The sequence below is a fragment of the Alteromonas sp. ABH2_165 genome (genome assembly GCF_056159945.1).
In genome coordinates this window covers 97,645-113,114 of record NZ_JBSWWF010000002.1, presented here as the reverse complement: position 1 = coordinate 113,114, position 15,470 = coordinate 97,645, and the positions used below count along the sequence as shown (strand labels likewise).

9 protein-coding genes are annotated in these 15,470 nt (G+C 49.0%); 7 read left to right on the top strand and 2 right to left on the bottom strand.

Annotated elements, in window-relative coordinates:
• Positions 1-87 precede the first annotated feature (87 nt).
• Positions 88-2,052 (bottom strand): alpha/beta hydrolase family protein, encoded by a 1,965-nt coding sequence (locus ACXAFQ_RS05090; protein WP_474818607.1) that lies wholly within the window; start codon positions 2,050-2,052, stop codon positions 88-90.
• Positions 2,053-2,376: 324 nt separating this feature from the next.
• Here ACXAFQ_RS05090 and ACXAFQ_RS05085 point away from each other — a divergent pair, with 324 nt between their 5' ends.
• Genes ACXAFQ_RS05085 through ACXAFQ_RS05070 form a run of 4 tightly spaced genes read left to right on the top strand, consistent with a single transcriptional unit; the run spans position 2,377 to position 7,313 of the window.
• The gene (locus tag ACXAFQ_RS05085) at positions 2,377-3,216 is read left to right on the top strand and encodes a hypothetical protein (RefSeq protein WP_474818605.1); all 840 of its coding nucleotides are present in this window, start codon (positions 2,377-2,379) and stop codon (positions 3,214-3,216) included.
• Complete coding sequence (locus ACXAFQ_RS05080) at positions 3,213-5,009, top strand: hypothetical protein (protein ID WP_474818604.1); 1,797 nt, start codon at positions 3,213-3,215, stop codon at positions 5,007-5,009. Before ACXAFQ_RS05085 ends, ACXAFQ_RS05080 begins: the two co-directional genes overlap by 4 nt.
• Positions 5,002-6,627: a hypothetical protein gene (locus tag ACXAFQ_RS05075; RefSeq protein WP_474818603.1), complete on the top strand. Its 1,626-nt coding sequence runs from the start codon at positions 5,002-5,004 to the stop codon at positions 6,625-6,627. Before ACXAFQ_RS05080 ends, ACXAFQ_RS05075 begins: the two co-directional genes overlap by 8 nt.
• 5 nt (positions 6,628-6,632) lie before the next feature.
• Entirely contained in the window at positions 6,633-7,313 is a 681-nt protein-coding gene (locus tag ACXAFQ_RS05070; protein WP_474818599.1) for a M15 family metallopeptidase, read from the top strand.
• On the opposite strand, the gene ACXAFQ_RS05065 is transcribed toward ACXAFQ_RS05070, so the two are convergent.
• Positions 7,310-8,524, bottom strand: coding sequence for a multidrug effflux MFS transporter (locus ACXAFQ_RS05065; protein WP_474818595.1), 1,215 nt, complete (start codon positions 8,522-8,524; stop codon positions 7,310-7,312). The genes ACXAFQ_RS05070 and ACXAFQ_RS05065 overlap by 4 nt on opposite strands.
• Positions 8,525-8,893: 369 nt before the next feature.
• Between ACXAFQ_RS05065 and ACXAFQ_RS05060 the strand changes: the two genes are divergently transcribed.
• From ACXAFQ_RS05060 to ACXAFQ_RS05050, 3 genes are read left to right on the top strand one after another with little or no spacing between them, the layout of a single operon-like run.
• The gene (locus ACXAFQ_RS05060) at positions 8,894-10,720 is read left to right on the top strand and encodes an autotransporter assembly complex protein TamA (RefSeq protein ID WP_474818593.1); all 1,827 of its coding nucleotides are present in this window, start codon (positions 8,894-8,896) and stop codon (positions 10,718-10,720) included.
• Positions 10,717-14,457: a translocation/assembly module TamB domain-containing protein gene (locus ACXAFQ_RS05055; protein ID WP_474818590.1), complete on the top strand. Its 3,741-nt coding sequence runs from the start codon at positions 10,717-10,719 to the stop codon at positions 14,455-14,457. Before ACXAFQ_RS05060 ends, ACXAFQ_RS05055 begins: the two co-directional genes overlap by 4 nt.
• Complete coding sequence (locus ACXAFQ_RS05050) at positions 14,454-15,467, top strand: LLM class flavin-dependent oxidoreductase (protein WP_474818588.1); 1,014 nt, start codon at positions 14,454-14,456, stop codon at positions 15,465-15,467. The genes ACXAFQ_RS05055 and ACXAFQ_RS05050 overlap by 4 nt, the downstream gene beginning before the upstream one ends.
• Positions 15,468-15,470: the final 3 nt, after the last annotated feature.

The window sequence follows — 15,470 nt, the reverse complement described above, 5'->3', positions numbered from 1 at the left end:
TTTTTTATGCCTGGAATTCGATAGCAACAAACAAAAACGCCAGCAAGATGCTGGCGTTTGCATTGGTGTTCAGAGCCGCTTCGCGGATTACTTTTCAAGCCCCATGATATCAATTTCAGGTAATGGCTCTGCTAATTTAAAGCCCAGCACCTTTGAGTAGAAATACAGCTCAGCATTCAGTGCCGTTACAATATTCTCAGACTTCCTAAAGCCGTGCCCCTCACCTTCAAAGGCCACATAAGCGGTAGGAATGCCTTTGTCTTTCAGTGCTTCAAAGATCATTTCAGACTGATTGGGTGGCACTACCTTATCATCTAGTCCTTGTAACAGCAGCAATGGTACATTGAACCCATCGAGATGATGAATAGGAGAGCGTTCGATATATAAATCCTTGCGTTCCGGGTACGGGCCAATCACCTGATCCAGATAGCGGGATTCAAACTTGTGAGTATCGCCGGCCAGCGCTTCGAGATCGCTAACGCCGTAGTGGCTCGCACCGGCTTTAAACACATTACTGAAAGCCAGTGCTGCTAGGGTGGTATAGCCGCCGGCACTCCCGCCGCGGATAATGAGTTTATCGGCATCTGCCAACCCCTGATCTGCCAGCCACTGTGCACCGGCAACCGCATCTTCTACATCGGTCACGCCCCATTCACCGTAAAGTGCATGACGATATTCACGGCCATAGCCTGTACTGCCACGATAATTCAGATCGAGAATACCGAAGCCGCGGCTAGTCCAGAAATACTTACTCACCGAATAGGTGGGCGATGCTTTCGACGTAGGGCCACCGTGGATCATAACAATCAGTGGCGGCGCGCTACCTTCAGGCGCAGTCACATCCGGGTTCGTTGGCGGGAAGTAGGTGCCGTATGCTTTCGCGCTATCACCCACCGGAAAGCTCACTTCCTGAATGGTTGGCACCCAGGATGGATCCAGCGCAGAATCGCTGGATGTCGCAACAGCATTCACTTTTGGAGAATCAGCCGATAAATCAGACAGTGCAATGAGCTCACCGGGGCGAGTTTGCGGGTCCTGAATCACATAGAGTGCAGAGTCCGATTCAACAAAATCTTCAATGGCGGCACTTTCCGGCGTCAACACATGCATTGCATCGGATTTTCTGTCGAGCAAATAAAGCTGGCCAATAGCACCTTGAACCACTTGCGCGAGAATAGAACCATCCTGACGAATACGGTAGTAATGTTTGCCCACCTGCCAGGCCGGACCGCCTATCTCTGAGTTTTCCGGTTGCGGCGACAGCAGGGTAAACTCGGTGCCGGATACCTGATACAGTGACCACCAGTTATTGCGGTCGCTTAATACATACAGGTTACCTTCAACATCCCACTGAGGGTCGATAGCCGATTCACCAGTATCCGGGTTGTGCTCTGTTAGCCCTTCCAGTTTGCCGTCAGTATCGAAGTTTGCCGACCACAATGTGGTATTGTCCCACGGCATATTCGGATGATTCCACGCAATGAACGCGATGGACTTCCCATCCAATGACAAGCTCGGCGCAGATACAAAGCTTGAACCTTCAAACAATACTTCACCTTCCGACATGCCGTTTGCAGGCAGTGCCACCAGCGTATTCTGCGGTTCGCCCACTGAGCGGTGATCTTCACGAATACAAATCAGGCGATCACGGGGAGCGTCCAGCTCGCAGGCACCAAAGCGGATCTTATCTTCCGGCGTAATCGCCTCCGGCGCTTCACCAATGACCATGCGGTAAATGCGCTGATCGTTAAAATGGGTAAACCAGACAACACCGTTGCTGACCAGAATGGATCGTCCGCCATATTCATGCACACGAGTACGCACATTCCAGGGCGCTGCCAGCAACTCTTCAGCCGCCGTATCACCTTGACCCTCTTTCTTACGCATTATGGTGCTGCGACCACCTTCAAGCGGTCGGGACTCTACCCAGTAAACATAACCGTTATCCACAGCCAGCGAGGAAAGTCCGCGACTGCCCTGCACAATGGATTCAGCGGTTACTGGCGACGACCAGCCACCATATTCGACAGTATCGGTTGATGATGATTTCATAGACTCCTCGTCCGATCGTGATTCTTTGGGTTGGCAAGCTATAAGCAGCACTACCAACGAGATAAGCAGGTAACGCATGCCAACTCCCTCTGTTATACAAAGTGTATTAAAGACAATGGGTGGTACTGTAACGCACTCGTACTCAAACTACTATCTAGCCTATTGCACGACGACTTTCCTTCCGACTTCGATTAAAAAGCGGGTATTTTTTCGATCCCCACCTAAGCAAGCTGTACATTTTTTACACTCAAGACGTTTACTTTTTGCTCTCCTCTTAATATATTGTTCAACTTATAAGCAATTTTGCTCGAAACGGATTTCGCAATGACCATTCTCACAAGGAAGATGAGAAGCCTTGCTTCTTTTCTTTGCATTACTTATTTCACTCTACTTTCTACAGGGTGCGCCAACTCCCAAACGGCAAGCATGGATGTCGAAGAAGTATTCTACGTAGCCGTCGCCAGCGGCGAAAACACCAACTACTTTCGCGTCACCGTAAAAGGCAAAAGCGTGTTAGGGGTTGCAGCCTACGAGTCTGGCTGGTTTCCCAGCGCAGCAGTTGACAGGCTATACGGCGCGGGAAACATTGAAAGCGTTAAGTCCGAGCTTGCTAATGAAAAGATCAAAAACGCTTTTGATGATGCCTATGTTGCAGCTTATGACGCTTATATGAAGGCAGCGCAAAATCCTGCCAGCACAGATGAAGAAATCGCCAAACACCTTCTTGTTTTAAAACGGGTTCGCGCGGTACCAGGTGATGGCACCCCCCTTCCTGACGGTGCAAAAGAGATTGAGTATGACCCCGTTTCTAACCTCACATTAATGCACTCTGGAGAGAAGTTTGTCATCGCTTTTTCTTCCAACCCTGACGAAGTGTTGAATGGCATAAAAACGACAGCTCAAAATAACGAAACCAGTCGGGCTATCCTGAAACTATCGCAACTGGCGAAAGGTCAGGAAGATGCAGAAAACGTTCGTCTGGCAAAAGAGAAACAAAATATTGAACGCTTTGCTTCACTGTTGAGTGCTCGGCTGACAAGCACCGCAGGGCTCCTTGAAGAAAAAACAGAAAGCGACGATGAAAAGAAACTGGCAGCGCAGCAGCTTGATGAGCTGAGAACTGAGGTTGAGTCTCTGGTAATACTCACGGAGTCTTCACTATGAAACATCGGCTTCCATTTCTATTTACCCTGGCAGGCGTGATGACGCTAACAGGCTGCGCGACGGCGACACTGGACGTGACCGTAGACATTTTCGAAAAGAACCCAGCCGTGGACTTGCCGCTATCTGACCGCAAGGTAGAGGCCATGCTTCAGGATCTGGCAAAGCTGCAGGAAAATGCGGATGAGACGTTGGCGACCAGGATCAAGCTTGCTACAGGTACATCAGCGTTATATGACGATGCGCTTAAAGTTATACTGGATAGCGGCCAATTTTCAGACGGAAAGACCCCATACCGGGCGACGGTAAGCTGCCCCAAACTTACGGATGAAGAAAAGGTTGAAGCTTCTCGTCACGATAAGGTAAATCCATCCGATGTAGAATTGAATAATGCCCTAGACGTCAAAGTAAAAGTGGATATTGAACTCTCTAAAGAAGAGCTTCATTCAGCCACACCATTAAAGTCTTATCAAACTTGTTTAGAAAATCGATACGAGCGATTTAATAAGGCCCGCAAGGAAGCCACCAACAAGCTACTTTCCTATCTGAGAGTATACAAAATTGCCTATTCTACTGTTGCAAGAAAGCAATGCGAACTCTTGATTAATAGCACAAAAGAAGAACTGACGAATAAAGTATGTGATAACCCGGAAACTTTTATTGAATATCTAGACACTGAAATAGAAACAGTATCGAAAACCACCTCAAAACCTCGCCGAACTCGTAAAACTAAAGAAGTTAAAGTACTGGCAAAACATAATTATCTGTTCGACAAAATTACTACTTCAGCCAAGTTTAGAGAACTTTATGTAAAACAATCTGATACTGAGGTCACCTTATGTACAGATAAATATAACTCAACATGTGAACAATCCTTCGTCGATCTTGAAGTGGACACCCTGAACACTGTTTCAAAAGTTATTGCAGCCTACAAACAACTCAGCCATCCCGCTATTTACTTCAACTGGGGCAATATCGAGTTTCTGATAAATAAATACATCGAGGTGCGTCCCGGGTCGGCACCGCTGTGGAAAAACTTTGCACGTCAATTGCAAAAAAAGCTGGTGGCGCTCAATGAAGAAGCTGGAGTCCAGCCCGCTACTGGCCAGCGAACCATTTCCCGAAGTTTCGATGACACCAGCTTTCAAAGAGCCAGTCTGAATCTGGCCAACGAACTGGAAGCGCTGCGCAACGATTTACCCGAATCTGCATCCTCGCAAGCTGCACTAGAAGGCCTGGTAAAAAGCAAAAGCAACCTTAACGACCTCATTGACCGCCTGCAGAACGCGGGTGATCCGGTGTGGCGAACCATCGTCAACCCGATGTTCGCTAATCAGTGGAATACAATCAATAAACAGCACTTCAAAGGCGATGGAAACACATCTGTGGTAGTTATTCGGGACACGCCAACCCGTTTCCGCACGGCACAGGCGAAGAACAATCCTACGGTACTTGCACAAAATCAAATTGCTATAAGCTCCGCTGTAACTGAAGCGGCACTGAATGTAGTTGGCGGGTTATCTGGCCTTGGCAAAGTCGACTTCGGTAAAGACAAAGCAGATGACGAGCAACCCTTCGAGGCCGGAAAGAATGAAGCTCTGGCACTGGACATCGATTATCAGAAAACGGTGATACGCAACCTCAAATCAGAACTCGCCCAGCTACTGGCTGAAATCAATGCACTGCCGGATGATGCCGACGTGAGAAAAGTTGAAAAGCTCCGCCAGTCTGCAAAAGCGCGGATGAGCGCTTATGCAACAGCACTCTCGCTGGCAGGGAGTGATACTGATGAATAGCTCCTTCAGTTCGGCAGATAAAGGGTTTCGCAAATGGGCTGGCCCGGTTGTTTTGGTACTTATATTGACCGGCGCTCTATTCTGGATAATCACAACATTCTTTGGCGTCGGCGATTCCTATTCCCAGTTCCTCCTTATTTTGGGTGTTTCCATATCAATAGCCTGCGCTATTAGCTTATTCACTGCAGAACTGATAGTCAGTGACGACGACCCAAACCGCGAAAGACGGATCGCCAGAGGTGTGCTGGTAATAGGCTATATGTTTCTGATTGCTATTGCCTGCCTTGCGTTTGCGCTAATGTTTATCGATTATGATAAAACAAAGAACGAAAACACAATTCCTACCTTCCTGCCTATACTCGTCTACGGCTGTGAATATCAAGCACCAGCCGAACCAAAGCAATCTGAAACAAAAGAAACTGAAAACGCAGCAGAGCTAAAGGCTGTACTGCGAGTCACCATTCCTGCAAACCTGAAATACTGTGGACAGACAGAGCCGCAAAGAATGCTTGTGATAGGTGGCATAACAACCCAATGCAGCCTCACGAATAATTGCTCCGTTGTCGATGCACCAGAGATTGCTAAAGCAGGGAAAGCGATTACACCCGCCTATTCTGAAACAGCCATTAATGCGATACCCGGTGCAAATGACTTCTATCACGACCAGAAAAACTGCAGCGCAGATATCGATAGTCTGCTCAGTAAAGATAACCCCAACCCCTGTGCATCCGTAGAACTGCTTAAACGCCTTGACTCTCGAATCAAAAAAGCAGGCAAGGTTGCCGACGACAACAATACAATCCGCACTTACGCATTAAGTGCTAACCCCGGTGACGAATCAGATTTTAAAAATATTGCGAAGCTAATTGCGCTCCAGGCCTTGGTTGAAGGCCGAATTGAACAGAAAAAGGCGCTCGATGCCCATTACGTGATTGATAATCATGTAACCGGCAATTTGATTATTGGTGGCATTATTGTACCGGCCTACTTTATTTTCTGTGCATTGATCGGTGCAATGATTGCCATGGCGAGAAAGCTGCCGGAATTCCAGGCCCGCCTGAAACGCACTGAGCAAGATACCAGCGAAAAAGTATTCCGTGGCGATTCCTATGCGCCAATTGGCTATTGTGAGCTTCCCGAACTGGTATTGTTTCAGATTATCCAGGTAGCCTCAGCGCCCATACTTGCTGTGATTGCATACGGCTATCTTAACGATGACTTTGAAAGTCAGTTCACGGGCATATCTATCGCCTTTGCGGCAGGGTTTTCGTCCGAATGGATCTTGATGATGGTCAGAAGCATCAGTGACCGTCTGGGTGGCGCCAAGCCCAAAACAGTGCCTTATCGTTCCGTCACTCCGGAAGCAAAAGCAGCGGCCTTCATTGATTTAAAATCCGGTCGTGCCTATGTGAACGATACCATAATACTAATCAAACCAGTCGGTCTTCATAAAACAGGGGATAAATTTGTGCTGACCAATATAGCCGGCCAGGAACTTACCGTGAGAGAAAAAGCCGGAGCAGCAACGATTATCCGCTCGGCCGACTTCTTTGACATTGAGCGTGAACAGCCAGAGTACGTCAGCATGGATGACGACGAAAACAACGCAGTTGGGTGATGAGCATGAAAAAGTACTTCAGAACCCGCTCTGACAATGGTTTACGTTTGCGAAACTCACCGTTTGACGGAGACACGCTGGAAATACTCCCTGATGACACCAAACTCACGGCTGTTGATGAGCAAACCTGGGTGAAAGTTATCACTCCATTGGGGAAGGTGGGCTACGTATTGAAAGACTATCTGGAGCCTTATAAACCGCGAATTACACCAGAAAAAGTTGTTCCTTTCCTTTTTGATAACGGCATCATTCAATATCGGTCCCGGAATGACTGCATCACCAGCGAACAACCGATTCGCATTCACAAAGACTTTGAGAAGTCACTGCTGATTATGGAAGAGGAAGCCAAAAATCACGAGCTAAAGCTACTTGTGACCAGCAGTCTGCGTTCACCGCTTTCGCCCGTCGGCAATGCCATTGTGAAACCGGCAAGCGTGTCAAATCACCATGTGGGTCACGCCGTCGACGTCAACTTTATGTATAAAACCATCTGCTACGGATCACGGGCTTTTAAAGGCAGCACCCAAATTCCGGACAACATCACACAGTTTATTTGTGCAGTTTGCAGACAAGGCTTGCGCTGGGGCGGCCACTTCGGCACGCCCGACTTTGTTCACTTCGACGATAAGCTGAACATTAATGACCCGGAACAATATCAACGAAAACTAATGCAACTTCACGGTTAGTGAGCGTCTTTATCTGCAAACCGCACACTAACAAACGCCAGTGAGAAGAACGCCAGGAATCCAAATCCAATGGGGTATAGATTTCCATCGAGGAAACTGTCGATGAACAACGCGATAGGCACTGCAAACAAGCTTGAAAGCGAACCGATGATGGCGGCGCCCAGGCCCGCCATTTCACCTAATGGCTGCATGGCCAATGCGTTCAGGTTACCGAACAGGATACCCACAAAGAAAAAGCCCACAAACATGACGGGTATTAGAACCTTAATGGGCGGTAGTCCACCAAACAGGAACAGCGTGACCACCATCACGGCGGCAAAACCTACCGCGCCATATAGCGCGATATTTACCAGTTTGCGCATGCCGTAGCGTACAACCATGGTGCCGTTAAAGAACGAAGCGAGTCCGATGGAAAATGCCAGTAACGCAAATACAAAGGGGAACAGGGTGCCTAAGCCGTAGTATTCCTGGAAAATAGTCTGCGAAGCACTGAGGTAGCCCAGGAATGCACCAAATATGAAACCCATAGCAACGGTATAACCCATCACATTCACGTTAGTGAGAATGAACTTTGTCGATACAAAGAATCTCAGCCAGGTGAATTTCCGGCGGCGATCGGCGGGTAAGGTTTCAGGTTGCCGATACATGAACCACGCGCCGGTAATAATTGAAACAATCAAAAACAGGGTGAAAATATGCTGCCAATGGAAGAATGTCAGTACCGCCTGTCCCACCATAGGCGCCAGCATTGGCACCAGAATAAAGACCATCATGATGAAGGACATCACTCTGGCCATGGCATCACCCACATATAAATCACGAATAACCGCCATGGCTGCAACGCGGGGGCCAGACACTCCGAAAGCCTGTATCAACCTGCCGATAAGCATGCTGGTCATATCGTTGGCCATCATACAAACCACGGTACCGATCACAAAAATAGTGATGCCTAGCAGAATGGTTTCTCTTCGCCCGCGGGTATCTGAATAGGGCCCAAAGAAAAGCTGCCCGAACGCCATGCCGCCAAAGAAAATCGAGACTATCAGGTGAGCCTCGTGAGGGTCTTTTGCATGCAGCGCCTCACCTATCTGTATGAGCGCAGGCAACATGGCATCAATACTCAATGCCACCAGCGATGTCATCAGTGCCATCAACGCGACGAATTCGAACAAGCCAAGCGTTGGTGGAACAGGAGTGCGGGGTGCTTTCATGAATTTGGTATCTGCTTTGTAAATAATCAATATATAGGCGGCGTATTATAGCTTAATGTAATATGATTAATCGCCATTTGACCGGCTTTATTTGGCAATGCAGCACATCTTATGCGGTTAGTAAGTGGAATAATATCTTTGCTCTAAGGGCTTTGTTGTTTTTGAACGATGAAAACCGGTCGTTTATAGCAGGTGCAGGATGATCGTTTTGCATCGTTTTAACGAATACCATTATCATTGCATGGTATTTTATCGAGGTACTCTCCATCAGCGCGTTTTTCTGGTGTCTGTCGTACCGTGAACTAATTGTTTTACGGTAACTCTAAGATGCTCCACCACTCATTATTTTTCAGGGAATCATTCAACTCTATGATTCGTCCTTTCAGTGCGTCGCTCAGGTGTCGCCTGGTTTTACCGTGCCTTCTGTTTTTTACTGCGTTCCAGGCGTCAGCCCTTGATGTCGAAATTGAAGGCGTTGAAGACAGTAAACTGGAAGACAATATTCGTCTGCACCTCAACAGCCTTGATGTGAGTCCCGAGGTGCTTGGCGATCCGTTCTGGCAAGATCAGATAAGTAAAACGGTATCCACCGCAGTAGAGCCTTTTGGTTACTACAACAGTGAGGCTGTGGTTGAGTTGAAAGACGACGACGTGATCCTGCATATCACATTGAATACGCCACTAAAAGTCGCAAATGTTTTTGCCGAAGTATTCGGCGATGCCCGCACCGATGAAGACTTCAGCAAGCGCTTTAACAGTTTCGCGTTGAAAAAGGGCGACGTGCTGAATCAACCGGTTTATGAAAACTTCAAATCATCCACGTTTAATTATGCGTTGTCCCGGGGTTATTTTGATTTCAATTGGCGCGCGACCCGCCTTGACTTAGTGCGAGAAGATCGCGAAGCCAATATTTTGATGATTGCAGATAGCGGTCAGCGCTATCAATTTGGCGACATCAAAATTGTTGGTGACGACAAAGCCATGGCAATCATTAAGCGCCTACAACCCTTCGAGAAAGGGGAATACTACACCTCTGCCAAGCTGACAGAATTTAATCGTAGGCTAAACCAGTCTAGCTATTTTTCTCGGGTTATTGCACGCCCGGTGGTTACCGAAGCGCAGGGCAAAGAAGTACCGGTTGAAATTACACTGGTTCACAAACCCCGGGACGCTTTTAATGTGGGTCTTGGCGCTGCCACTGATACCGGCGCAAGGCTGCGTTTGAAGTGGGAACGCCCTTGGGTCAACTCCCGCGGACATTCAGTGAGTTCAGAGGTATTTTTATCGCAGCCTGAACAGTCATTCACCATGGATTATCGCATTCCACAAGGCGATATCACCAATGACTACATCAGCATTGAAGGCGGCTATCAGTTTATTGATTACAGCAATACCAACACCGAAGCAGAAACCCTCACGGTGGCCGGACATCGTTATTGGCAGGAAAGTGGCTCTCCCTGGCAATTCGATGCGTCGTTAACTTATCTTCGGGAAAATTACACCCAAGGTGCAGACCCAGCGCAAACCACCCAATTAGTTATGCCAGGCTATGGCGTGCGATATCTAAACCGAGATGACTCGCTTAACATCACAAAAGGCACGTATTTTTCTGCTTTTTATCAAATTGGGCGTGACGGCTATGGCTCTGACATCGACTTCCAAAAAGCCGTGGTAGAAGCGGGTATTGTGCGTACTTATAACCGGCATTGGCTTATGCTTCGGGCAGAAGGCGGCGCGATTGAAACCAACAACTTTTCGAAAGTACCGGCCTCATTGCGTTTCTTTGCCGGTGGTGACCAGAGCGTGCGAGGCTTTGCCTTCCGTGATATTTCGCCAAAGGATGATGTGCTCGACCCTGAAACCGGAGAAATTAATAACGTTTCGATTGGCGGTAAATACCTGGCAACAGGCAGTATTGAATATGCTTATGAAGTTGTTCCTAACTGGCGGGCCGCTGTTTTCTTTGATGCAGGTACCGCTGCAAACACGTTTTCAGTCAGCAATAATTGTGATGATTCTACGGGCTCATCTTCAGATGACGAGATTGGAGATTGTAGTCCCGGCTTAGCCTACGGTGTGGGCACGGGCTTTCACTGGAAGTCTCCCATAGGCCCAGTGCGGGTTTATGTTGCACGAGGCATGTCGGACTATGAAAATACCTGGCGTCTGCACTTCATCCTGGGGCCAGAGCTATGAGAAAACGTACGATTAGCCTCTGGGTCGTTGCGCCATTTTTGCTCATTGGCGTGCTGATCGCGTACATCGTCAGTCCGTTAGGTGCGCCGGTTATCCGCTACGTTGCTAACGCCGCAGTAGACGGGCTGCACATTGACGACATCGACGGCACAATACTCAGCGATATTAGCGTCAGGGGCGTGAGCTGGGAAAATGAGCAATGGTCGGTCTCGGTTGAGAAAGCGGAAACGAACCTTGTACTCGGCTGTTTAATCACCACCAAAGTGTGTGTGGACTTCCTTACTGTAGACGGTTTTACTCTCAAACAGCTCGCTGTTAGTGACGTAGAAGAAGAGCCCGACAGCGAACCGCTTACCGAATTTGAACTTCCTGTTTCTGTAAAGCTGAATGCACTCACACTTACCGATATATCCATTGACTTGCTAGCCCAACAGGTTGCGCTTAAGTCGCTGTCCACCCAAGGGACGGCCTGGAAAACCGTTAGCCTATCGCCGCTAAAAGCGGAAGGTCTGGTGGTAACATTGCCAGAAGCACCACAAGAGTCAGAGCCCACAGACAAGCCCGCCAGTTATGCGCTTAGCTACACCGCACCCACGTTGCCTGAGGTTATTATTCCCATTCCCGTAACGGTGGAATCTTTCGAGCTGAAAGACATTTCAGTCAAACAGGGCGGTGCGACACTACAAGAGATCCCCGTTGTAGCCTTTAATTCACTCACCCTCGAAAAGAGCGATGTCACATTAGATAAGCTCCACGTGGAACATGCCATGGCCAATGTCGACGCGTCGGCCTCGGTTACGCTGGCAAAAGACTATCCGCTGAACCTTGATGCCACTGCCGGCATCACACTGGAAGGTATAGAAGAAACGGTAACACTCTCCACCGATGGTTCACTGCGCGATTTGAATCTGGATGTGGCGGTGGACGGCACGTATTCGGCCCAGATAGCCGGTCACGCAAATATTCTCGACGATACACTACCGCTGGATCTCAAAATCAACTGGCCGGAACAGGCCATTCCTCAGGTTGAAAACAGCAAGCTGTGGCAAGGCGACATGCTGCTACAAGGCGAAATGGGGGCATACCGCTTTGCCGCTGATTCAGGTGCAGATATTGCCGAAATAGGCGCAATACCGGTCACTGCCGATGTGGTCCTGAACCAGAACGACATTACGGTTAATGCGCTGAACGTGAAGATCCTCGAAGGGCAGGTAGTGAATACGGGCACTTTGTATCTGAATGAGTCTGTGAGCTGGTCGGGTAATACCACGGTCAGTGATATTTCAGCTACCCAACTATCACCTTTTGCGCCCACCCAGATTAACGGCAGCTTGGATAGTCTGATGCGACTTACCGACAAAGGGGTAGAAGCTAATATCAGAAACCTGTCGGTAAAAGGCATGCGTCATGGCGTACCGGTAGAGGTAAACGGTGGTCTTATCTATTCGCAAGGCAACGATATTCTCGTGGCCAACCTGAATGTAAGCCAGGCGGAAAGCACCGTGCGCGCGATGGTTCAAATCTTCAAAGAGCGTTATTTAAACGCAGATATCGATTTAAATGTTGCCGCCATAGATGAACTGTATCCGCAGGTATTTGGTAAGGTTAACGGCAAAATTAAGGCGAAGGGCGAATGGACCGACCCGATTATCGACGCCGACATCACCCTTACTGATGTGATGGCTTCGGCAACATTGAGTCCTATCGCCGCTGAACAGGGCAAAGTGAACGGTACGGTGAATGCCAAAGGTACTTTCTCCGATCACAGCTTTGGTGTAGACCTTTCACTCCCTGAACACAAACTGCAACTTGCCATGAAAGGCGCATGGAAAGACGATCGTTACACCGCAGATATCAGTGATAGTCAAATCGGGCTGCTCACCACGCGTTGGCAGCTTAATCAGCCATTCCGGGTGGCGGTGCGACCAGAGCCGTTCAGTATGAAAGTACACCGGAACTGCTGGGAATCTCGCAATGAAGGCGAGCTTTGTATTGAAGATGTGCTTTACAAAGATGAGCGCACCAAATGGATTGTAAATGCGAACTCAGTTCCGGTGGGACTGTGGGCGCACGAATTGTTGCCTGATACATTCACTGCCACATCCGACGCGCAGTTGTCTTTAAAGACGACGGGCGAGTTTGGTGTTAACGCCCCGATGACAGCAAATTTTGATGTGTCCGTTACCCCGTCTACCTGGACCATGGGCCCGGAACAACAGTTGAAACTGAACGTAGACACATTGCAAGCGCAGGGTAACTACAAAAACGATACACTTACATCCACGCTTAAATTAATGAGCGAGCAGTTAGGCAACATTACCGCCGACCTTGAAATGCAGCCCACCAAGGATGACATGCCGCTAACCGGCAAGGTGAATATCGATAACATCAGGATTGCGCCATTCAAGCCGATGTCGCCAGCCATACGACAACTCGCTGGTAACCTGAATGGCGATTTGCAATTAGAAGGCTCAGCGACGGCGCCTTCAGTCACCGGCCAACTGAAACTAGGCAACGGTAATGTCGACATTGAAGATATGCCGGTCAGTATTGGTGACTGGGAACAGTCAATCACGTTCAATGGTCAGAGCGCAGACTTTGACGGTAAATTTTTACTCGGTAACGGGCCAGGCACGTTAAGTGGCGACCTGGCCTGGAGCGATGGTTTTGAAACCAATATCAAGCTAAAAGGCGATCGCTTCCGCGTGAATCAGCCTGATATCAGCATAGACGTATCGCCAGATATTTCTGCTAGCGTGAAGCCCGGAGAAGTCAACGTTTCTGGCTCTGTCGATATTCCCTGGGCTCGTATCGAAATCGAAGAATTACCGCCAAGCGCTGTGTCGCCGTCAAAGGATGTGCATTTACGTGGTGAACCCCCAACGGAAGATCCTCTCGACATGGTTAATGCCAATATCACGGTGAATATCGATGAGGAAAAACTCGGCGAGGTGAAGCTGGAAGCCTTTGGTTTAACGGCCAATCTACACGGTAATATCGAAGTGGATACTCAGCCATCCATGGTGGCATTTGGTAGCCTACAAATTCTCAACGGGCGATATCAGGCCTATGGTCAGGATCTGGTTATCCGTACCGGTGAAGTGCAATTCAATGGTCCAATTGACCAACCATCGCTGTTGGTAGAAGCCGTACGCGACCCGAATAAAACCGCAGACGGCGTGGTGGCAGGTGTCCGCATCGACGGCGCGGCAGACAGTCCGAACATTGCCTTGTACTCTGAGCCCAGTATGAATCAGAGTAACACCCTGTCTTACCTGCTTACTGGTCAAGGATTGGGTTCATCGTCATCGTCGAGCAGTGATTACGGCAGCTTGCTGCTGGGCTTCGGATTATCTAATACAGAAAATCTGCAAAACAAAGTGGGCAGTGCTTTAGGTATTGATGAATTCACGGTTGGCACCACATCTAATCCTAACGGTGGCTCTACCAAGCTGTCTATTAACGGTCAGATAAACGAACGGCTTACCGTGCAGTACAACCTGGACGTGGGTTTAAGCAGTGATAATAACACCACTGGCACTTTACGCCGTCGCCAGGAACCGCCTGATTTAGCCCTGCGATATCGTTTGCTTCCACGCTTATTTGTTGAAGGCGTGCAAACCACCATTGAGGAGCAGTCGGTATTCGCCGTCGATTTTTATTATGAATTCTTCCTGGGGGAATCTACGCCATCCCGCAGTCAGAGCAATCAGACAACCAGCGAGGAGAAACCATGAGTATTCCATTTTCTATACTTGATTTGGCGCATATTGGTGAGGGTCAGAGCGCGGCTAACGCGTTCGAAAAGAGCAAAGCCATAGCCGCAGAAGCGGAAAAGCAAGGCTATCAACGTGTTTGGTTAGCAGAACATCACGGTATGCGCGGAGTTGCCAGTGCAGCAACAGCGGTATTGCTAGCAGCAGTGGGCCAGGCCACCAGCAAGATTCGCATTGGGTCGGGTGGCATTATGCTACCCAATCACTCGCCGCTAGTGATTGCCGAACAGTTTGGTACGTTGGCTACCCTGTTTCCGGGCCGGGTCGATTTGGGTCTGGGTCGCGCACCAGGTACAGACATGGCCACTGCCAGAGCACTTCGCCGCAACATGAATGCCAGCGTTGAGGATTACCCCGCTGATGTGATGGCGCTGCAAGAATACCTGTCTGACGACAAAGGCGATAACCGCGTTCTCGCGATTCCCGGTGCAGGCACAAAGGTACCACTGTGGCTACTGGGCTCCAGTCTGTATTCTGCGAAGCTCGCCGGACAGCTTGGTCTACCGTATTCCTTCGCCTCACACTTTGCGCCAGACATGCTGCTGGATGCTATTAGTGTGTACCGTGACAGTTTCCGTCCTTCGGCACAGTTAGACAAACCGTATGTATCAGCCGGTGTAATGAGTGTGGTGGCCGATGATGAAGCAGAAGCAGCGCGTTTGTTTACTTCGGTTCAGCAGCAGTTCGCTAATCTGCGCCGTCAGGCAAACGACCCAATGCCAGCCCCCGTCGACAATATTGATGCGGTACTTTCAGAATATGAAGTCGCCGCCATTAACAATACCCTGCGCTTTGCCATTGTCGGTACACCAGCACAGGCGGAACGTCAGATCAGTCAATTTATTGAGGCCACCGGAGTAGATGAGATGATTTTCTCGTTTCCGATCACCGATCAGGACAAGTGTCTCAACGCCATCCGTCACGTGGGCGACATGGCTTCAGTAATGCAAAAACAGAACTGGGCAGCTTGAACC